The following is an 18444-nucleotide window of genomic DNA, read 5'->3' as shown; positions in this document are numbered from 1 at the left end:
GCATTCTTCAAAGTGGACTGGGCCCGCCGCAAGTAGTCACCTGCTTGCGGCGTACGCGGGATTCAGGGTCGCTTCACGGCCTCGATCGTGAAACTCGCCGCCAGCCGCTGCGGATCCTTCGACAGCCGCCATTCCTCGGTGGCCCCGACCGGGGACATGAACCCTGGCAGCGCGTTCCACGGCACGCTGTCGTGCTCCACCAGCCGCGTCAGCGTCAGCCCCGCGTCGAGCAGGGAAGTGACGATCTCGCCCAGCCCGTGGTTCCACTCGTGCGTCCGGTTGTTCTCGAACGCGACGTCGGTGTCCACATAGGTCCCCGGCTCGTCGAACACCAGCGGCTCGGCCTGCTCGAAGTACGGGTAGCGCGGCGTGATCTGCGGCTGGGTCTCGTCGAGGGTGCCCAGCATCGGGTGCATGTCCCGGATGAACAGCCGTCCGCCCGGCCGCAGCAGTTTCCCGACGACCTGTCCCCAGCGGGCGATGTCCGGCAGCCAGCAGATCGCGCCGATTCCGGTGTAGACGAGGTCGAACTTCCCCTCGCCCAGCACGTCGGTGGCACTGTACACATCGGACTGGTGGTAGTCGATCTCCGCGCCCGTCCCGGCGGCCAGCCCTCGCGCGATCTCCAGCGCCGGGGCGGAAAAGTCGAGCCCGGTCATCCGCGCGCCGAGGCGGGACAGGGAAAGCGTGTCCGTGCCGATGTGGCACTGCAAATGCACCCCGCGCGCACCCGAGACGCCGCCGAGCAGCGGCCGGTCGAAGGTGACCACGCCGCTGAGATGCGCGGGGTCCGCGACGAACTTTTCGTAGCCGTAGTCCGCCGACGCCGCGTGCGCCGGAGCGCGTTCGTCCCAGTTCGCGCGGTTGACGGTGAGGTAGTCCGTCATGAGGTCGCGGCCTTTTCGGCCGCGCTGCGCAGCACGCAGAATTCGTTGCCTTCGGGGTCGCCGAGGACGGCCCAGCCGGTGCCGTCCGGGTTGCGCCGGTCGTGCAGGAGGGTCGCGCCGAGCTTCAGCACCCGCTCGACTTCTTCGTCGCGCGGGATGTCGGGTTCGAGGCAGAGGTGGATGCGGTTCTTGACCGTCTTCGGTTCCGGGACCTGCCCGAAGAACAGCGTGACCCCGTTGTCCAGCAGGATGATCGCCTCGGGATCGCCGGGCTGATCGTCGTCGTGGAGCGGTTTTCCGGTGACGCCGCTCCAGAAACGCCCCAGTTCGTAGGCGTCGGTGCAGTCGAAGAAGAAGTTTTGTACGACAGAGGCCATGAGTCCGCAGTCTGCCTGAGCCCGCGAACCCCTGCCAGCGGTTTACGCGGGGTGCCGAGTGCGTGCGGACTTGCCGCCCGGCACTCAAGCGAGCCGCAGCCCCGGCGACCGGTGCACCCGCCGGTCCGCGTCGACGATCAGCACCTGGCAGCCCGGCTGCGACGCGACCCAGGCGATCCCCTCGGTCCCCATCGCGAAAGCGGCCGTGGCCAGGGAATCCGCCGTGACGAGATCCTCGGCGGTGACCGTGACGCTCAGCAGCCCGACGGGCGGGCGCCCGGTCCGTCCGTCCAGGATGTGCGCGCCGCGTTCGTATTCCGCCGACGTCGCGACGGCGCCGCCGGACGATTCCACCACGGCGCAGACCGTGCCGGGCTGTTCGGGATGCCGGATGCCGACCCGCCACGGGCGGCCGGGGGCCGGTTCGCCGGAGGTGACGACGTCCCCGCCGGCGTTGATACAGAACACGTCCAGCCCCTCGGCCAGCAGCAGGGTCGCCGCCCGCTGCACCGCCCAGCCCTTGACCACCGCGTTCGGGTCGAGCCTGCGGCCGGGGAGCCGGGCGGTGAACGCCCCGCCGGAGAGCCGTTCGTAGTGATCGCACAGCGAAAGCACTTCGAGCAGGTCTTCGCTCAGTTTCGACGGCGCGAGTTCACCCCGGTCGTAGCGGCGGACCTCGCTGTCGGCCTTGAACGGGCTGAACCGGGCGTCGACCTCCCGCAGCCAGCCGAAGACGCCGTCGATCGCGAGGTCGACGAGTTCACCGCCCGCCCGGACGTCGACCGACACCGGCAGCCCCATCACCTGCTCGACCCGGTTCATCTGGCGTCCAGCGCCGCCTGCAGCGAGTCGATGTAGGACTCGCTCGTCGACGTCGCTCCGGAGACGGTGTCGATGTCGGCGCTCTGCGCGGTCAGCGTCTCCTCCTGAAGGACCGGGATCGCGTCGACGCCGCGGCCGCTGGTCGGCTGCCGCAGCAGGCGGACCTCGAAGATCTTGTCCTCGGCCGAGATCACCAGCCGCACCTGGACGGTGCCGTACCGGTTGCTTTCCACCGAGCCGTCGACGGTGCGTTCCGCGCCTTCTGAGGCGCCACCGTCCGAAGAGGACACAGTGGGCGGCGCGGCGACGGCGACAGGCTCCGAACCGAGCGGGCCCGGTTCGTACAGCCAGACCCCGAGGAACCCGGCGGCCGAAAGGGCGACCGTGGCGGCGACGATGGTCTTCTTCATGATCGGGACTCCCTGACTCAGGCCGCGAGGCTGAAGCGTTCGGCGTGGACCTGCTGGTTCGGCACCCGCAGTTCCCGCAGGCTGCGCAGCGTCGCCGAGGTCATCCCCGGCGGGCCGCAGACGAAGACGTCGCGATCCTCGATGTCCGGCACCATCTGCCGCAGGCTGTGCGCGCCGAGCACCGGGCCGTGCGGACCGGCCTGATCGGACGGTCCACTGAGGACGTGGACGACGGCGCCGCGCGCCTGCGCCAGCCCTCGCAGTTCCGGCAGCAGGACGGCGTCGTGCTGGGTGCGGACGCGGTAAAGCACCACGACGTGGCCGGAGATCTCCTCCAGCAGCGCACGGATCGGCGTGATCCCGACGCCGCCCGCGATCAGCAGCGCGTCCGGCTTCCGTTGGTGCATCGTGGTGAAAGCGCCGTACGGGCCCTCGGCGAACACCCTCGTGCCGACCTTCAGCGAACGCAGCGACGCGCTGCCGTCACCGGCGGCCTTCGCGGTCAGCCGCAGGGTGCGGCCGTCCGGCGCGGCCGACAGCGAGAACGGATTGGCCTGCCACCAGCGATCCCTGGTCATGAAGCGCCAGAGGAAGAACTGGCCAGCCCTCACGGGCATCTTGTCGAGGTGTCTTCCGGTCATGTACACCGAGACGACGTCATGGGATTCGGGGACCACGGCGACGACCTTCAGCCGGTGCCGCAGGTTCCGCGCCAGCGGCAGCACCACGCGGCCGGCGAAGACCGAGCCGAGCGCGACACCCCACATCGCCCACCAGTAACCCTGCGCGCCCGGCGACGACGCGAACGATCCGCCCAGCGCGATCTGATGGCTGAACGCCAGCACGACCGCCGCGTAGGTGTAGAGGTGGATGAAGTGCCAGGTCTCGTACGCGAGACGTCGGCGGGCGAAGCGCGCGGAAACGGCGCCGACGAGCAGGATCAGCCCGAGCGCGACGACCGCGCGCAGGATCCCCTCCAGTTTGGTCACCATCGTGACGAACTCGTCCGCCACGCCGTTGTCCTCGACCTGCGCGTAGCCGAACACGATGAAGACGAAATGGGTGAGCAGCGTCCACAGGAGGCCGAACCCGGTCCAGCGGTGCCAGACGGTGAGCCGGTCCATGCCGAGACGGCGGTCGAGCCACGGCAGCCGGGCGACGAGCAGCAGCTGGAACGCCATCGCCAGCGCCCCGTACAGCCCGGCGAGCCTGCCGACGCTGATGAGGACGTTGTCCGACGGCCCGGCGGCGAAGAAGAGCATGGTCACGGCGGCCACGTTGGCCACGATGAAGGTGAAGAGCCCGGCGCGTGCGGCGATCCTGGGACGGATCGCCGGGCGCGGTTTCACGGCGGTCTGCGTCATGGTGGTCACACGTGGTTCCTTCCCGTCCGGTTCAAGTACCGAGACTGCTGGGTCAACCTGTGACCTTTCTTGGCGGAAGCTGTCGTCTTCCTGTCGTCCGCGCTCCCGCCTCGCTCTCGCGCGCGCGTTCACGGAGGATGGGCCTTGTGCACACCGAGAACCCCGTTCGCCTGCTCGTGGTGGACGACGAGCCGCATATCGCCGATCTGGTGGCCACCGTGGCCCGCTACGAGGGCTGGCAGGCCGTCACCGCCGGTTCGGGCGAGGCCGCGCTCGTCAAGGCCGCCGAATTCGCGCCCGACATCGTCGTGCTCGACCTGATGCTGCCCGGCATCGACGGGTTCACCGTGCTGGACAAGCTTCGCGAGGCCGGGACGGCGGTGCCCGTCGTCTTCCTCACCGCGAAGGACGCGACAGCGGACCGTGTCGCCGGGCTCACCCGAGGCGGCGACGACTACCTCGTCAAGCCGTTCTCCGTCGAGGAACTGATGGCGCGGCTGCGGGCGGTCCTGCGGCGCAGCGCCCCTCAGGCGAAGACGGAGGCGGTGCTGCGGGTCGGCGACCTGATCCTCAACGAGGACACCCGCGTGGTCGCCCGTGACGGCGCACCCGCCGAGCTGACGCCGACCGAGTACGAGCTGCTGCGCTACCTCATGCGCCGTTCGCCTTCGGTGATGACCAAGGCGCAGATCCTCGACCACGTCTGGGAGTACGACTTCGGCGGCCGGTCCAATGTGGTCGAACTCGTTATCTCGCATCTGCGCCGCAAACTCGACGCGGGCCACGAACCGCTGATCCACACCGTGCGCGGGGTGGGCTACGTCGTCCGGCGGGCGGCGAGATGAAAACGCTGTACCGGTGGTATCACGCCTGGCGCCGGTCGAGGCTCGGGACCCGGCTGGCGCTCGGGCTCGGCGTGCTGGCGCTGGTCGTGTTCGCCGTCGTCGGCACGGTGATGGTCGGCATCATGAAGGGCTATCTGAACGACCGGCTCGACGAGCAGCTCGCCAAGACCCAGATCAGCCAGGTGCCGTCGCTGCGCACCACGCACGGCGGGAAACCGCAGCAGGCCTACGGCTGGTTCTCCGCCGTTTTCGCGGTGAAGGACGGCAACGCGCTGCCGCAGGACGGCGGTCTCCTGCCCCCGGACTCGAAAGCGCTCGAAAAGGTCGCCGAGGACGCGACGCGGACCGAGGTGCTGCGCACCGTCTACATCGAGGACAAGGGCACGTACCGGGTCCGGGCCTGCCCGATCGAGCCGACCCGGAACATCGTGCTGGTCAGCGCCGCGCCGCAGGCGGATCTGGACCGGACGGTCAGCCAGCTGATCATGGTCGAGGTCGTCGCGTTCCTGCTGGCGCTGGCGGTGCTGGTGATCGCGGGACGGCTGGTGCTGCGGCGCGGGCTGCGGCCGCTGAGCGACATGGCCGGGACGGCGCACGACATCGCGTCGCACGATCTGACCACGAACGCCGATCTCCCGGTGCGCGCGCGGGCGAACGGCGGCGGCGCCGAGGTCGAGGAACTGCGGACGGCGTTCAACCTGATGCTGGCGCACCTCGATTCCTCGCTGGTCGCGCGCAGGGAGGCGAACGAACGGCTGCGCCGGTTCATCGCCGACGCGTCACACGAACTGCGCACCCCGCTGACGTCGATCCGGGGTTACGCCGAGCTTTTCCGCTACGCCGCGGCGAACGAACCCGCGGAACGCGAGGCGCACCTGTCGAAAATCCGTGAAGAGACACAGCGGATGAGCGTGCTCGTCGACGACCTCCTGCTCCTCGCGCGCCTCGACGCGCCGGAGACCGAGGCGCCGCTGCGGCTGGTCGGCGTCGACCTCGCCGAGCTGATCACCGACGCGGGGGAGGCCTTCGCCGCCGGACGGCCGGAGCATCCGCTGAGCCTCGGCCAGCTCCCGGAAGGTGTTGTCCTGCAAGCGGATCCGGTACGGCTGAGGCAAGTGCTGGACAACCTGCTCGCCAACGCCGCCGTGCACACGCCGCCCGGCACCCCGGTCACCTTGTCGGGCGCGGCCTCGGATTCCGAGGTCGTCCTGCGGGTGAGCGACGCCGGACCGGGGATCCCGCCGGAAGCGCGGGAGCGGATCTTCGACCGGTTCTTCCGCGTCGACACCGCCCGCACGCGGGGCAACGGCGGGACCGGGCTCGGGCTCTCGGTGGTGCTCTCGCTGGTCTCCGCGCACGGCGGGACGATCGAGGTCGAGAGCGTGCCGGGAGCGACGACGTTCACCGTGCGGCTGCCGCGAACGCGCTGAGCTGAAGGACGCTTTCCCCGCGTCTCATGCAGGGAAAGCGTCCTTCGCCGCGTCTTACGTGGGGAAAGTCCCCTTCAGCTCCCGGTCACGAACGTGCACGGGGACCTCCCAGGTGCTCACCAGGTCCGCCGACGGCTCCGGCTCCCCGAACACCGTCCGCACCGGCAGCACCCCCGCCCACGAGAGATCGGCCGCGACCTCGTCCTCGGGATCGTCGGGACCCTCGCCGCGCATCTTCACCGAAGCCTCGGTGAGGTCCAGTGCCAGCACCGAAACCGACGCGAACTCCTTCGCGTTGACGTCCCGCGCGTGCTCCCACGAGCCGGGCGCGAGGTGATCGGTCAGCACCCGCAGGCCGTGCATCTTCCGGTCGGCGTCGGTGACCGCGGCCGCCTTGCCCAGGATCATCGCGCTACGATAGTTCATCGAGTGGTTGTTGATCGAGCGCGCGTAGACGACGCCGTCGAGCAGGGTCACCGTGACGCACACCTCGACGCCGTCGGAGTCGCGGATACTCCGCGCCCCGGTGGATCCGTGCAGGTAGAGCGTGTTCCCGTCGCGGCCGTAGCCGGTCGGGACGACCAGCGGGACGCCGTCGCGCACGACGCCGAGATGGCAGATCAGGCCTTCGTCGAGCACCGCGTACAGGGCCGAGCGGTCGGTGAGCGCGCGGTTCTTCTTACGATTGAGAGTGGTCCTGTCGGTGGGGGACAGCGGTGTGGGCATGCGAGCAGTCTCACCCACGAGAGTGGCCTGTAATAACGTCCAATTCTCCTATACTTGAGAAGGCCACTTCCCGGAGAAGCGGAGTACCGCATGTCCGACACCGCTCTGCCGGTCAGTCTCGACCGCGATTCGCCCGTCCCGCTCGCGGTCCAGCTGGCCGACGCGCTGCGCGCGGCCGCCGGCGACGGGCACCTGCGCGGCGGCGACAGGCTGCCCTCGACCAGGGCACTCGCGAACCGGCTCGGCGTCAGCCGCACGGTGACGTCGGCGGCGTACGAGCAGCTTCACGCGGAGGGCTGGATCGCGGGCCGCCACGGCTCCGGCACCTACGTCACCACGACACCGCCCGCGGACAGGCCTGCGAAAGGCCCCGCGCCGGGCGTCGCCGCCGCACCGCAGACGCTGGTCGACCTCACCCCTGGCGTCCCGTGGGCCGACGGCGTCGAAAGGGCGGCCTGGCGCCGCGCGTGGCGGGCCGCCGCCGATCCGCGCCCGACCTATCGCGAGGACAGGGCCGGTCTGCCCGCGTACCGGGACGCGGTGTCCGAGCATCTGCTGCGGCACCGCGGGCTCGCCGCCGGGACGGTGCTGGCCACCGGCGGGACGACGGCGGCGGTGATCGAGCTCGCGGGCGCGATGCTCTCGCGCGGTGACCGGGTCGCGATCGAGGAGCCGGGCTACCAGCGCGCGGTGCAGGCGTTCGGGCGGGCGGGGATGGTGGTCGTGCCCGTCCCGGTCGACGAAGAGGGCCTGCGCCCGGACGCCGTCCCCGCCGATGTCCGCGCGGTCTACTGCTCGCCCGCCCATCAGTACCCGCTCGGCAGCCGGATGAGCGCGTCCCGCCGGGTCGAACTCGTCGAACTCGCCCGTGCCGAGGGCATGCTGGTGATCGAGGACGACTACGACGGCGAGCTGCGGTTCGACGTCGCGCCGCTGCCGCTGCTGGCCGCGCTGGCACCCGACGTCGTCGCGCATCTCGGGACCACGAGCAAGATCCTCACCCCGGCGCTGGGCGCGGGCTGGATGGTCGCGCCGTCACCGGTCGCGGCCGCGGTGCTGGAGTACCGCGAAGCGACCGGGACGCGCCCGTCGCCCGCGGGGCAGCGGGTGCTCGCCGAACTGGCGCGGCACGGCGATCTGGGGCGGCATCTGCGGAAGCTCCGGCGGGAACTTTCGGAGCGCCGGTCACTGGTCTCGGCCGCGTTGACGTCGGCGGGGATCCCGGTGCTCGGCGACGACGCGGGCGCGCATCTGGTCGTCCCTTGCGGATCGGCGGCCGAGGAGACGGCGCGGATGGCGGCGGCGGAACGCGCCGGGATCCGGCTCGACGGACTGGCCCGGCACTTCGCCGGGACGCCGACGGTGTTCGGGAACCTCATCGGCTACGCGGGTTGTTCGCGCGAAGCGCTCCAAGCCTCGCTCAAACCCCTTGTTTCCGTGCTGGGTTGACCTCCAGCAAACTGGAGGTCGTAACTTGCGATCATGCGTGCGATCACAGTGCCCCGATTCGGCGATCCCAGTGTTCTCGAACAGGTCGAACTGCCCACCCCCGAGCCCGCGGAGGGCGAGCTCCGCATCGCGGTGACGGCGGCCGGGGTCGGCTGGCTCGACACCCTCATCCGGCGGGGTGACGGTCCCGACGTGTTCGGGGTCGAGCCGCCGTACGTGCCCGGTGGCGCGGTGGCGGGCACCGTCGAGGCGGTGGGTGCGGGAGTCGACGAGAGCTGGCTGGGCAAGGTGGTCGTCTCCACTGCGGTGGGCGGCTACGGCGGGGGATACGCGGACACCGTCGTCGCGGTGCCCGGCGAGACCTTCCCGGTTCCGGCCGGCCTCGATCCCCAGCACGCCTTGGCCCTGCTCAACGACGGCAGTACCGCGTTGGCGCTGCTGGAGAAGACCCCGGTCGCGGCGGGGGAACGGATTCTGGTGGCGCCCGGCGTCGGCGGTCTCGGCAGCCTGCTGGTGCAGCTCGCCCGTGCGGCGGGGGCGACGGTCTTCGCGGCGGTCCGCGGCGCGGAGAAGGCGGCGATCGCCCGGAAACTGGGCGCCGAGCCGGTCGACTACTCGGTGGCGGACTGGACGGGCGAGACCCTCGCCCGCACCGGGGGCAAGCGGCTCGACGTCGTGTTTGACGGTGTCGGCGGCGAACTGGGCAAGGCTTCGCTGGCGCTGCTCGAGAACGGCGGCCGGTTCTCCGGCTATGGCATGTCCAGCGGCGCCGAGACCGTCATCGGCGACGCGGACCGGGCCCGGCTGTCCCTTGTGGACATGGCGCAGCTGGTCGGTTTCTGGCCCGACAATCCGCGCCGGGTACGCGAAGTGCTGCGGCTGTCGGCCGAAGGGAAACTGACGCCTGTCATCGGCCGGACGTACCCGCTGGCGGAGGCGTCCGCCGCGCATTCGGACATCGAGGCGCGGCGATACACCGGCAAGACCCTGCTGGTCGTTCCCTGATCAGAAACGCAGGCGGTCAGAAACTCAGGCGGTCAGAAACGCAGGCGGTCAGAAACGCAGCGGCACCGCGGGGAGGTTGGCGGCGATGACGTCCGAAACGGTCTGGAGCGGCCCAGTCCCCGCGGTGTCCGGCACGGTGAGTGCCGTGTAGACGGACCGGTCGACCACGAACCACGTCGCGCTGCCCTCGCCCTCGACCTGCAGCCACTGGACGGTGTTGATCGTCCGCAGCTGCGAGGTCCGGGTGAGCTCCGGCGGTTTGCCGAGCCCGCAGCGCAAGACCACCGGGTCGCCGGTGCCCCAGCCGATCGTCGCCTCGGGGGCGGGATCGGCCAGCTTCCGCCGGACCAGCGTGTTCCCGGACGACGTGAGCTCGTGCGGGAGCGCGCCGACGAGCTTCGCACAGTCGGGTGAACCTGACTCCGGCGCCGGGACCGGGACGAGCGGGAGCGGGCCGTCGGCGGCCGGGGCCACGGGGTCCGCGCCGCGGGTCAGCCCGAAGACGGCCACGCCCGCGACGAGCAGCACCGCCAGGCAGGCGGCCGCGATCAGCAGTGGTTTCGGGGGAGCGCCGGTGTCCGTGTCAGCCACCCGACCACTACACCACCTCTTACAGATGCACGACCGGGCAGGTCAGCGTACGAGTGATGCCCTCCACGTTCTGCACCTTCGCGACCACCAGCTGACCGAGCTGATCGACGGTTTCGGCCGCGGCCTTGACGATGACGTCGTAAGGACCGGTGACATCCTCCGAACTGGTGACACCGGAGATGGTGGAGATCTCCGCGGCGACCGCCGCGGCTTTGCCGACCTCGGTCTGGATGAGGATGTATGCGTGGACCACGGCGCGCCCCTTCGTAAAAGTCGGCTCAAGGTAGGAACGTTGTAGCAACGTATCGCCAGCCCCCGGAAAAACCTAGGGCTTCCGACTATCGGTGATCGACATTTGTCCGGACAAGGGAAAGTGGAGGTGACGGGTGTCACCGAACGACGGCACGGTCGCCGGGACCGGTGAATTCCGGTTGATCGAAGCGGTGACGGCCGGCCGGAAACAGCCGGAGACGACGCTGCTCGGACCAGGGGACGACGCGGCCGTCGTGGCCACCCCGGACGGCCGGACGGTGGTCAGCACCGACGTCCTCGTGCAGGGCGTCCATTTCCGGCTCGACTGGTCCAGTGCCGAGCAGGTGGGCCGCAAGGCGGTCGCGGTGAACCTCACCGACATCGCCGCCATGGGCGCCCGCCCGACGTCCGTCCTCATGGGATTCGCCTGCCCGCCGGACACCGAGACGTCGCTCGTCACGGAACTCACCCAGGGCATGTGGACCGAAGCCGACCGCGCGGGGATCGGGATCGTCGGCGGCGACATGGTCCGCGCCGACCAGATCGTGATCAGCGTCACCGCGCTCGGTGACCTCGGCGGACGGGAACCGGTCACCCGGTCCGGCGCCCGGCCCGGCGACGTCGTCGCGGTCTGCGGACGGCTCGGCTGGGCGGCCGCCGGGCTCGCCGTGCTCGGGCGCGGGTTCCGCTCACCGGTCAGCGTGGTCAACGCGCAGCGCTGTCCCGAACCGGACTACGAGGCGGGCATCCGCGCGGCCGACGGCGGCGCGACGTCGATGATCGACGTGTCCGACGGGCTCCTGTCCGACCTCGGCCACATCGCCACCGCCTCCGGTGTCGGGATCGACGTGCGGACCGCGGATCTCGACGTGTCGAGCAGGCTCACCGAGGTCGGCACCGCGCTCGGCGCCGACCCGCTGAAATGGGTCCTCACCGGCGGCGAGGACCATGCTTTCGCGGCCACCTTCCCCGCGTTCGCCGACCTGCCGGAGGGCTGGAGCGAGATCGGCGTCGTGACCATGCCGGATTCGGGTGTGACGGTGGACGGGAAGCGGTACGGGCACAACGGCGGCTGGGAGCACTGGCGCTAGGAGCGTGAAGCCCACCAGGTCGCTTGGCCCACGACGGTGAAACCGAGGGATTCGTACAGCGGCCTGCCCGCTTTCGAGGCGGTGAGGGTGACCGGCAGCCCGGCCAAGGGAGCGAGACTGCCGAGCATCACGGCCCGGCCCACGCCACGGGAGCGGAAGGCAGGCGGCGTGCCGACCCAGTAGTGGCTGCCGAAGCCGTCCTCGACGGCCGTGACGCACGCCCCGGCGACCTCGCCGTCGAGCCGCGCGACGAACACCTCGATCCCTGGCTGTCCGAGCAGGGCCATGGGGAACATCTCACCCTCGGCGTAGGGCTCGAACCGGGCGAGTTCGAAGCCCGCGATCACCGCCCGTTCGGCCGCCCACAGGTCCGCCTCCCCGTGCACCCGAGCCACCTCCATCGAGGGTTCGGCGACCGGGGTCGGCGGGCGCAGCATGACCGGCATCTGCCAGCTCCGCATATCCCCGAGATGGCTCAGATCGGTGACGCTGAAGGGATCCTCGGCGTCCACCGGGCCCTTCGCCCGCGCGGCCAGCTCGGTGATCTCCGCCACCTCCTCGCCGGTGAGGCCGGGCTCCTGGATCAGGACGCGAAGTCCCGCGCGCTCGTCACCGGCGACGGCGAGAAAGCCGCGACGGCGGAGCACCTCGTGACCGCGGGACCGGCCGGTCGCGGCCCAGAACGCGGCGGAATTGCGGGCCTGGCGCAGGGGCGCTTCGATCGACATGATCGGAATCCAAGCAGGGGAACGGAGCAGGCGACAGTGCCGATCACGCGGCTTCCGCATGGGCCAATACTCCTTTCCCGTGACCCGGCCGCTCGCTAATCTCGCGCCATGGACATCCGTGTGCTGCCCTTCGACCACCCCGACGCGGTGAAGCTGCTGGCCGAGGCCCAGATCGAGCTGGCCGCCCGGTACGGCAGCGAAGACGAGACACCGATGGACGGGTCGCAGTTCGCGTCGCCGAAGGGGCTTTTCCTCGCCGCCTACCTCGACGACGTCCCCGTGGGCTCGGGAGCGTGGCGGGCACACGACGGCCCGGACCCCCTGCTGCCCGGCGACGCCGAGATCAAGCGCATGTTCGTGATGACCTCGGCGCGCGGGCGAGGGGTCGGCCGGGCGATCCTCGCCGACCTGGAGCGGACGGCCGCCGAGGCCGGACGGCTGCGCATGGTGCTGGAAACCGGCCACCGACAGCCGGAAGCCATCGCGCTGTACGTGTCGGCCGGTTACCGGGAAATGCCGGGATTCGGGTACTACAAGGACGAACCGGAGAGCATCTGCTTCGGCAAGCCGCTGGTCTAGGAGAACGCATGCCGATCTACGCACTGGGCGACCTCGAACCCTCGATCCACCCGGACGCCTACGTCCACCCCGACGCGACGGTGATCGGCGACGTCCGCATCGCGGCGTTCGCGTCGGTGTGGCCGCAGACCGTGCTGCGCGGCGACCACGGCCACATCGAGATCGGCGAGCGGTCCAACGTCCAGGACGGCTGCGTCCTGCACTGCACCCGCAAGGAGCCGACGGTGATCGGGAACTCCTCCGCCGTCGGGCATTCCGTGCACATCGAGGGCGCGCGGATCGGCGAGGGCTGCCTGATCGCGTCGGGATCGGTGGTGCTGAACGGAACCGTCGTCGAGGACGGCGGGATGGTCGGCGCGGGCGCGGTTCTCTCCTATGGGTCCTATGTGGACAGTGGGGAGATCGCGCTCGGCGTCCCGGCGAAGACCCGGCCGAACACGTCTTTCGGACCGGACATGATCAAGCTGGTGGTCGACGGTTATGTAGAGCGTGCGGCCCTTTTCCGCAGAGAACTCCGTCGGGTCGAAATCCGGCGCATCGGGTGACGTGAGTAAGCTCGCACGCCGTGACCGCACGACCGCTGCAGGACATCGTCGAAGCAGGCTGGGCGCAAGCCCTCGAACCGGTAGCGCCGCAGGTCGCCGCGATGGGGGAATTCCTCCGCGCGGAGATCGCCGCGAACCGGACTTATCTCCCGGCGGGGGAACATGTGCTGCGAGCCTTCCAGCAGCCGTTCCACGACGTCCGGGTGCTGATCGTCGGCCAGGACCCGTACCCGACGCCGGGGCACGCGGTCGGGCTGAGTTTCTCGGTGGCGCCGGACGTCCGGCCGATCCCGAAGAGCCTGATCAACATCTACAAGGAGTACTGCGAGGACCTCGGGCACCCGTTGCCGTCGAACGGCGACCTGACGCCGTGGGCCGATCAGGGCGTGCTGCTGCTCAACAGGGCGCTGACGGTTCAGCCGGGCAAATCGAACTCGCACCAGGGCAAGGGCTGGGAAGACGTCACCGAGCAGGCCATCAAGGCCCTCGCCGCGCGGGACGAGCCGATGGTGGCGATCCTGTGGGGCCGCAACGCGCGGAACCTGAAGCCGATGCTGGGGAAGGTGCCGTGCATCGAGTCGGCGCACCCGAGCCCGCTTTCGGCGCACGCCGGCTTCTTCGGCTCGCGACCGTTCAGCCGGGCGAACCAGCTGCTGGCCGACCAGGGCGCCGGCCCCGTGGACTGGAAGCTGCCTTAAGACCGCTTGAAGTACTTGGCGGAGGACCCCGCGTGACAGCAGTGGCCGGTGTGGCTCCTGGGGCGAGGCGAAAGTCCGTGAAGGCCTCCTTCCCTACTCTCAAGGTAGGGAAGGAGGCCTTCACGGACAGTCCGGCTGAGCCTTCGGCCGGGGTGGTCGTGAGTGGCAAGTGGGGTTAGAACGACACTTGCCACTCACGACCTGGGCGAAGGTGGCGGTTCCGCGGCCGTCGAGCGGGTCGCCAGGTCTTGAATCTTGATCGACGGAAGATCCGGGACAGTCACCGTCCCCAATCCTCCGTTGATCAAGGTCGCACCGGTCACGACCGGTGGCAGATACGCGACGGGGGCAGCTTCCGGACGTTCAACGTCCCAAAACCTCCACACTCGACCGCCAGGCACACCAGCGGGTAGGCAGATACGGGTCGGGTTAGAACACGAATCGCCACTCACGACCACCCGACCCACGCCACCTCCACGCGGTACGTGCCCATAAAAAAATGGCGGGTGCTCCGGAGAGCGCCCGCCATTCCCCAAAAATCCGGCTCAGCCGCGAACGACCTTGCCCGCCTTGATGCACGAGGTGCAGGCGTTCAGGCGCTTGCGCTGGGACAGACCGATCTTGGCGTGAACGGTCTGGATGTTCGGGTTCCACCGGCGGTTGGTACGCCGGTGGGAGTGCGAGACCGACTTGCCAAAGCCCGGTCCCTTGCCACAGACGTCGCACACGGCAGCCACGTCGAACTCCTCTGGATCTGGGACAAAGAATGATGCGCCCAGCATGCTGGGCAACTCGACCATAGTAACCAGTGGCTCAGAGCCCTCCGGCACCGGGTCGATACCCTCGCTGGAACAGCTAGGAGGTTACGGCGTGCGGGTGCTGGACGTGGCGGCGGTGTCGGCTTGGTCGGCGGCCTGTGTGCACAGTCTGTCGGTGCTGCGGCCGGCGATCGACGGCATCAACGTCTACCCGGTCGCCGACTCCGACACCGGCTCCAACCTGCTGTTCACCATGACCGCGGCCCGCGACGCGCTGGCGGAGGCCGAGCCGGGGACGACCGCCGAGGCGCTGGCGGTGTTCGCCAAGGGCGCGGTCGCGGCGGCCAAGGGCAACTCCGGGGTGATCATGTCGCAGGTCGTGCGCGGGATCGCCGAGTCGGCCGCCGCCAGGGAGCTCGACGGGCCGGGGCTCGCGGACGCGCTCGGCTGCGCGGACAGGGCCGCCACGGGGGCGGTGAGCCGTCCCGTCGCCGGGACCATCCTGACCGTCCTCCACACCGTCGCCGCGACGGTCCGCGACGCGACAGGGTCGCTCGAAGAGGTGGCGGCCGCGGCCGCGAGTGTCGCCGCCGAAGCGCTCGAAGAGACCCCGAAGCAGCTGCCCGTCCTCGCTGTGGCCGGGGTGGTCGATGCGGGCGCCCGCGGCCTGGTCGCGGTCCTCGACGCCCTGTCCGGCGTGATCTCCGGCGGCGTCACCGAACCGGAGCATCCGCTCGAAGCGCATCACCACCACACGGTCGACGCGCCGACGGCCTGGGAGGTCATGTACCTGCTCGACGGCGTCGACGAAGACAGTCTCCCCGCGCTTCGCAAGACCCTCAGCGGCCTCGGCGACAGCGTCACGGTGGCCGGTGACGGCGCCGGCGCGCACGCCGTCCACGTGCACTGCGCGGACATCGGCGCGGCGCTGGAGGCCGGGATCGAGCTCGGCCGCCCCCGCAAGGTCCGGGTCGAGCCGCTGATCACGCCCACCCCGGTCGAGGTCGGCGGCGGGATCGACCGTTCCGTGGTCGCCGTGGTCCACGGCGGGCCGCTGGCCGAGCTGCTGCGGGCGGAAGGGGTCGCGGTGCTGTCCGTGCCGCCGGGTGTCTCGCCGACCGTCGAGGAGATGCTCGGCCTGATCAACGAGGCCGCCGGTCACCATGTCACCGTTCTCCCTGGCGGCCATCAGCTGACCGCGGCGGCCGACGCGGCGGCCGGGCACGCGATGGCCGCGGACCGCGACGTCGTCGTCATCCCGTGCGTGTCACCCGTCCAGGTGCTCGCCGCGCTGGCCGTCCACGACAAGGACCGCCGCACCAACGACGACGTGGTCGCGATGGCCGAAGCGGCCGCCGCCACCAGGCGTGGCGAACTGCGGATCGCGCAGGAGGAGTCGCTAACCTGGGTGGGCCGGGCGCAGGCCGGTGACGTCGTCGGCCTGGTCGACGGCGAGGTCGTGCTGATCGAGCCCGCGCCCGCCTCGGAGGCGAGCCTGGTCGCGGCGGCGGTCGGCGTGCTGAACCGGATGCTGGCCCTCGGCGGTGAGCTGGTCACGGTGCTGACCGGCGTCGACGTCCCGGTCCGGCTCCCCGGCGAGCTGGCCGACCGGCTCCGCCTGGAACATCCTGAGGTCGAGTTGACGAGTTACGCGGGCGGCCAATCCGACGCCGTGCTGCTGATGGGGGTGGAGTGACCGCATGACCAACCTGCGCGCGGACCTCAAGCTGGTCGTGGGCGCGGCGACGGCGAAGGCACTCGCCAAGGGCCTCAAGATCGAGACGGTCAGCGACCTCCTGCGCCACTATCCGCGCCGCTACGCCGAACGCGGGCAGCTCACCGACATCGCCGGGCTCGAACTCGGTGAACACGCGACGGTGATGGCGCGCATCGAACGCGTCAACACGCGCCGCATGAAGGCGCGCAACGGCACCCTGCTCGAAATGGTGATCACCGACGGCAAACGCCGCCTGCAGTGCACCTTCTTCAACCAGGCCTGGCGCGAGAAGGACCTCGTCCCCGGCAAGAACGGGCTCTTCGCGGGCAAGGTCACCGCCTTCCGTGACGTCCTGCAGCTGGCGAACCCCGAGTACGAGCTGTTCGAAGCGGACCGGGAAGCCGAGGCGATGGACGACTTCCTCGCCGAGATCATCCCGGTCTATCCGGCGGCGCAGGGGATCCCGACCTGGGTGATCGCCAAGAGCGTGCGCCAGGTGCTCGACGTGCTGGAGGTCGACGAGGACCCGATGCCGATGGAGCTGCTCGCCCAGTACGGCTTGCCCGACCTGGAGAGCGCGCTGCGCGGCATCCACCGCCCGTCGGGCTGGGACGCGCTGAACTCCGCGCGCCGCAGGCTCAAATGGGACGAAGCCATGGCGGTGCAGCTGATTTTCGCGCAGCGAAGGCATTCCCTCGTTTCCCGGCCCGCGAAAGCCTGTCCGCACACCGACGGCGGCATCCTCGACGCCTTCGACAAACGCCTCCCGTTCGCGCTGACGTCAGGCCAGCAGGAGATCGGCGAGGAGATCGCGCGGGACCTGTCCACCGAGCATCCGATGAACCGGCTGCTGCAGGGCGAGGTCGGCTCCGGCAAGACCGTGGTCGCGCTGCGCGCCATGCTGCAGGTCGTCGATTCCGGGCGGCAGGCGGCGCTGCTCGCGCCGACGGAGGTCCTCGCCGCGCAGCACGCGCGGTCGCTGCGCGAGATGCTCGGCGACCTCGGGCAGGCGGGTGAACTCGGCGGCGCGGAGAACGCGACCAGGGTCACCCTGCTCACCGGTTCGATGGGCGCCAAGGAGCGCAAGAAGGCGTTGCTGGAGACGGTCAGCGGCGAGGCCGGGATCGTCGTCGGCACCCACGCGCTCATCCAGGACACGGTGTCCTTCGCGGACCTCGGCCTGGCCGTGGTCGACGAGCAGCACCGCTTCGGTGTGGAGCAGCGGGACGCGCTGCGGTCCCGCGGTGCCGACGAGACCAGCCCGCACGTGCTCGTCATGACGGCGACTCCCATCCCGCGCACGGTCGCGATGACCGTGTACGGCGATCTGGAGATCTCCGCGCTGCGCGTGATGCCGGTCGGCCGGTCGCCGATCAAGACGTCGGTGGTCCCGGTCGCGGAGCGGCCGGCGTGGCTGGACAGGGCGTGGCAGCGGGTCCGCGAGGAATGCGGCAAGGGACATCAGGCGTACATCGTCTGCCCGCGCATCGGCGACGAACCGGCGTCGGACAAGGGCGACAAACGCCCGGCGCTCGCGGTTCTCGACGTGGCACCCGAGCTGGCCGGTGGACCGTTGAAGGGTTTGAAGATCGCGGCCCTGCACGGCCGGATGCCCGCCGACGAGAAGGACGCCGTGATGCAGGCGTTCTCCAGGGGCGAGCTGGACGTGCTCGTCGCGACCACCGTGATCGAGGTCGGCGTGAACGTGCCGAACGCGACCGCGATGGTGATCATGGACGCCGACCGGTTCGGCATCAGCCAGCTGCACCAGCTGCGCGGCCGAGTCGGCCGGGGCAGCGTGCCGGGGCTGTGCCTGCTGGTCACCGAAACCCTGGACGGGACGACCACCCGCGAGCGGCTCGCCGCCGTCGAGTCCACGACGGACGGTTTCGAACTGTCCAGAATGGACTTGGAACTGCGCCGCGAGGGCGACATCCTCGGCGCCGCGCAGTCGGGGAAGAAGTCGACGCTGAAACTCCTGTCGCTGCTGCAGGACGAGGACGTCATCGCCGAGGCGAGGGCCCGCGCGCTGGAAATCGTCGGGAAGGATCCGGCTTTGGGTAATTACCTGGGGCTGGCGCATATGATCGCCGACGTCGTCGACGAAGATCGTGTGGAGTACCTGGAAAAAAGCTGACGTGAACATCTCTGCCCGATCGGACCTTGTCGA

The 18444-nt window shown here is 70.2% G+C and carries 20 protein-coding genes; 10 read left to right on the top strand and 10 right to left on the bottom strand.

The window, feature by feature from the left end; genetic code table 11:
- Positions 1–62: 62 nt before the first annotated feature.
- From AMYAL_RS0108045 to AMYAL_RS0108025, 5 genes are all read right to left on the bottom strand, one after another.
- Positions 63–887, bottom strand: a complete 825-nt coding sequence (locus AMYAL_RS0108045; protein WP_020630799.1) for a class I SAM-dependent methyltransferase — start codon at positions 885–887, stop codon at positions 63–65.
- Positions 884–1264 carry a VOC family protein gene (locus AMYAL_RS0108040; protein WP_020630798.1) on the bottom strand — a complete coding sequence of 127 codons (381 nt, stop codon included), beginning with the start codon at positions 1262–1264 and terminating at the stop codon, positions 884–886. Before AMYAL_RS0108040 ends, AMYAL_RS0108045 begins: the two co-directional genes overlap by 4 nt.
- Positions 1265–1348: 84 nt before the next feature.
- Positions 1349–2086, bottom strand: a complete 738-nt coding sequence (locus AMYAL_RS0108035) for an FAD:protein FMN transferase (RefSeq protein ID WP_020630797.1) — start codon at positions 2084–2086, stop codon at positions 1349–1351.
- The gene (locus AMYAL_RS0108030; RefSeq protein WP_020630796.1) at positions 2083–2496 is read right to left on the bottom strand and encodes an FMN-binding protein; all 414 of its coding nucleotides are present in this window, start codon (positions 2494–2496) and stop codon (positions 2083–2085) included. Before AMYAL_RS0108030 ends, AMYAL_RS0108035 begins: the two co-directional genes overlap by 4 nt.
- 17 nt (positions 2497–2513) lie before the next feature.
- On the bottom strand, positions 2514–3869 hold the full coding sequence (locus AMYAL_RS0108025; RefSeq protein ID WP_020630795.1) for a ferredoxin reductase family protein: 1356 nt from the start codon (positions 3867–3869) through the stop codon (positions 2514–2516).
- A gap of 137 nt (positions 3870–4006) precedes the next feature.
- On the opposite strand from AMYAL_RS0108025, the gene AMYAL_RS0108020 reads away from it, so the two are divergent.
- Positions 4007–4705 carry a response regulator transcription factor gene (locus AMYAL_RS0108020; RefSeq protein WP_020630794.1) on the top strand — a complete coding sequence of 233 codons (699 nt, stop codon included), beginning with the start codon at positions 4007–4009 and terminating at the stop codon, positions 4703–4705.
- Positions 4702–6135: a sensor histidine kinase gene (locus AMYAL_RS0108015; protein ID WP_020630793.1), complete on the top strand. Its 1434-nt coding sequence runs from the start codon at positions 4702–4704 to the stop codon at positions 6133–6135. The genes AMYAL_RS0108020 and AMYAL_RS0108015 overlap by 4 nt, the downstream gene beginning before the upstream one ends.
- 54 nt (positions 6136–6189) lie before the next feature.
- On the opposite strand, the gene AMYAL_RS0108010 is transcribed toward AMYAL_RS0108015, so the two are convergent.
- Positions 6190–6861, bottom strand: a complete 672-nt coding sequence (locus AMYAL_RS0108010) for a pyridoxamine 5'-phosphate oxidase family protein (RefSeq protein WP_020630792.1) — start codon at positions 6859–6861, stop codon at positions 6190–6192.
- A 90-nt stretch (positions 6862–6951) separates the two neighbouring features.
- Between AMYAL_RS0108010 and pdxR the strand changes: the two genes are divergently transcribed.
- Together pdxR and AMYAL_RS0108000 are read left to right on the top strand one after the other, a co-directional pair.
- Complete coding sequence (pdxR, locus tag AMYAL_RS0108005; protein ID WP_020630791.1) at positions 6952–8310, top strand: MocR-like pyridoxine biosynthesis transcription factor PdxR; 1359 nt, start codon at positions 6952–6954, stop codon at positions 8308–8310.
- Between the two features lie 33 nt (positions 8311–8343).
- On the top strand, positions 8344–9315 hold the full coding sequence (locus tag AMYAL_RS0108000) for a zinc-binding dehydrogenase (protein ID WP_020630790.1): 972 nt from the start codon (positions 8344–8346) through the stop codon (positions 9313–9315).
- 48 nt (positions 9316–9363) lie between these two features.
- Here the strand turns inward: AMYAL_RS0108000 and AMYAL_RS0107995 are convergent, their stop codons facing one another.
- Together AMYAL_RS0107995 and AMYAL_RS0107990 are read right to left on the bottom strand one after the other, a co-directional pair.
- Positions 9364–9906, bottom strand: a complete 543-nt coding sequence (locus AMYAL_RS0107995; RefSeq protein ID WP_020630789.1) for a DUF3515 domain-containing protein — start codon at positions 9904–9906, stop codon at positions 9364–9366.
- Positions 9907–9925: 19 nt separating this feature from the next.
- Positions 9926–10159, bottom strand: a complete 234-nt coding sequence (locus AMYAL_RS0107990) for an Lrp/AsnC ligand binding domain-containing protein (protein WP_020630788.1) — start codon at positions 10157–10159, stop codon at positions 9926–9928.
- Positions 10160–10292: 133 nt separating this feature from the next.
- Here AMYAL_RS0107990 and AMYAL_RS0107985 point away from each other — a divergent pair, with 133 nt between their 5' ends.
- A complete protein-coding gene (locus tag AMYAL_RS0107985; protein WP_020630787.1) occupies positions 10293–11249 on the top strand; it encodes a thiamine-phosphate kinase in 957 nt (318 codons plus the stop codon).
- Here AMYAL_RS0107985 and AMYAL_RS0107980 read toward each other — a convergent pair.
- Positions 11246–11977: a GNAT family N-acetyltransferase gene (locus tag AMYAL_RS0107980; protein ID WP_026466845.1), complete on the bottom strand. Its 732-nt coding sequence runs from the start codon at positions 11975–11977 to the stop codon at positions 11246–11248. The two genes, AMYAL_RS0107985 and AMYAL_RS0107980, sit on opposite strands and share 4 nt — an antisense overlap.
- A 108-nt stretch (positions 11978–12085) precedes the next feature.
- On the opposite strand from AMYAL_RS0107980, the gene AMYAL_RS0107975 reads away from it, so the two are divergent.
- Genes AMYAL_RS0107975 through AMYAL_RS0107965 form a run of 3 tightly spaced genes read left to right on the top strand, consistent with a single transcriptional unit; the run spans position 12086 to position 13799 of the window.
- Positions 12086–12556, top strand: a complete 471-nt coding sequence (locus AMYAL_RS0107975; RefSeq protein ID WP_020630785.1) for a GNAT family N-acetyltransferase — start codon at positions 12086–12088, stop codon at positions 12554–12556.
- Between the two features lie 8 nt (positions 12557–12564).
- Entirely contained in the window at positions 12565–13101 is a 537-nt protein-coding gene (locus AMYAL_RS0107970; RefSeq protein ID WP_020630784.1) for a gamma carbonic anhydrase family protein, read from the top strand.
- Positions 13102–13121: 20 nt separating this feature from the next.
- Positions 13122–13799, top strand: coding sequence for a uracil-DNA glycosylase (locus AMYAL_RS0107965; protein ID WP_020630783.1), 678 nt, complete (start codon positions 13122–13124; stop codon positions 13797–13799).
- A 545-nt stretch (positions 13800–14344) separates the two neighbouring features.
- Here the strand turns inward: AMYAL_RS0107965 and rpmB are convergent.
- The gene (rpmB, locus tag AMYAL_RS0107960) at positions 14345–14536 is read right to left on the bottom strand and encodes a 50S ribosomal protein L28 (protein ID WP_007031450.1); all 192 of its coding nucleotides are present in this window, start codon (positions 14534–14536) and stop codon (positions 14345–14347) included.
- Between the two features lie 133 nt (positions 14537–14669).
- Here rpmB and AMYAL_RS0107955 point away from each other — a divergent pair, with 133 nt between their 5' ends.
- Complete coding sequence (locus AMYAL_RS0107955; RefSeq protein ID WP_020630781.1) at positions 14670–16253, top strand: DAK2 domain-containing protein; 1584 nt, start codon at positions 14670–14672, stop codon at positions 16251–16253.
- A 4-nt stretch (positions 16254–16257) separates the two neighbouring features.
- Positions 16258–18411, top strand: coding sequence for an ATP-dependent DNA helicase RecG (recG, locus tag AMYAL_RS0107950; protein WP_020630780.1), 2154 nt, complete (start codon positions 16258–16260; stop codon positions 18409–18411).
- The last annotated feature ends 33 nt before the right edge of the window (positions 18412–18444 follow it).

Origin of the sequence: Amycolatopsis alba DSM 44262 (assembly GCF_000384215.1) — a bacterium.
GTDB classification, from domain to species: Bacteria; Actinomycetota; Actinomycetes; order Mycobacteriales; family Pseudonocardiaceae; genus Amycolatopsis; species Amycolatopsis alba.
The sequence above is the reverse complement of the archived record's forward strand: the minus strand, read 5'-3'. Positions and strand labels throughout refer to the sequence as shown.

What these genes read in the sequence shown, in the direction of transcription:
- AMYAL_RS0108040 (WP_020630798.1), bottom strand. Translation starts at nt 1,264, where the DNA reads ATGGCCTCTGTCGTACAAAACTTCTTCTTCGACTGCACCGACGCCTAC.
- AMYAL_RS0108045 (WP_020630799.1), bottom strand. Translation starts at nt 887, where the DNA reads ATGACGGACTACCTCACCGTCAACCGCGCGAACTGGGACGAACGCGCT.
- pdxR (WP_020630791.1), top strand. Translation starts at nt 6,952, where the DNA reads ATGTCCGACACCGCTCTGCCGGTCAGTCTCGACCGCGATTCGCCCGTC.
- AMYAL_RS0107980 (WP_026466845.1), bottom strand. Translation starts at nt 11,977, where the DNA reads ATGTCGATCGAAGCGCCCCTGCGCCAGGCCCGCAATTCCGCCGCGTTC.
- AMYAL_RS0108000 (WP_020630790.1), top strand. Translation starts at nt 8,344, where the DNA reads ATGCGTGCGATCACAGTGCCCCGATTCGGCGATCCCAGTGTTCTCGAA.
- AMYAL_RS0108010 (WP_020630792.1), bottom strand. Translation starts at nt 6,861, where the DNA reads ATGCCCACACCGCTGTCCCCCACCGACAGGACCACTCTCAATCGTAAG.
- AMYAL_RS0107975 (WP_020630785.1), top strand. Translation starts at nt 12,086, where the DNA reads ATGGACATCCGTGTGCTGCCCTTCGACCACCCCGACGCGGTGAAGCTG.
- recG (WP_020630780.1), top strand. Translation starts at nt 16,258, where the DNA reads ATGACCAACCTGCGCGCGGACCTCAAGCTGGTCGTGGGCGCGGCGACG.
- AMYAL_RS0108015 (WP_020630793.1), top strand. Translation starts at nt 4,702, where the DNA reads ATGAAAACGCTGTACCGGTGGTATCACGCCTGGCGCCGGTCGAGGCTC.
- AMYAL_RS0108030 (WP_020630796.1), bottom strand. Translation starts at nt 2,496, where the DNA reads ATGAAGAAGACCATCGTCGCCGCCACGGTCGCCCTTTCGGCCGCCGGG.
- AMYAL_RS0108035 (WP_020630797.1), bottom strand. Translation starts at nt 2,086, where the DNA reads ATGAACCGGGTCGAGCAGGTGATGGGGCTGCCGGTGTCGGTCGACGTC.
- AMYAL_RS0107970 (WP_020630784.1), top strand. Translation starts at nt 12,565, where the DNA reads ATGCCGATCTACGCACTGGGCGACCTCGAACCCTCGATCCACCCGGAC.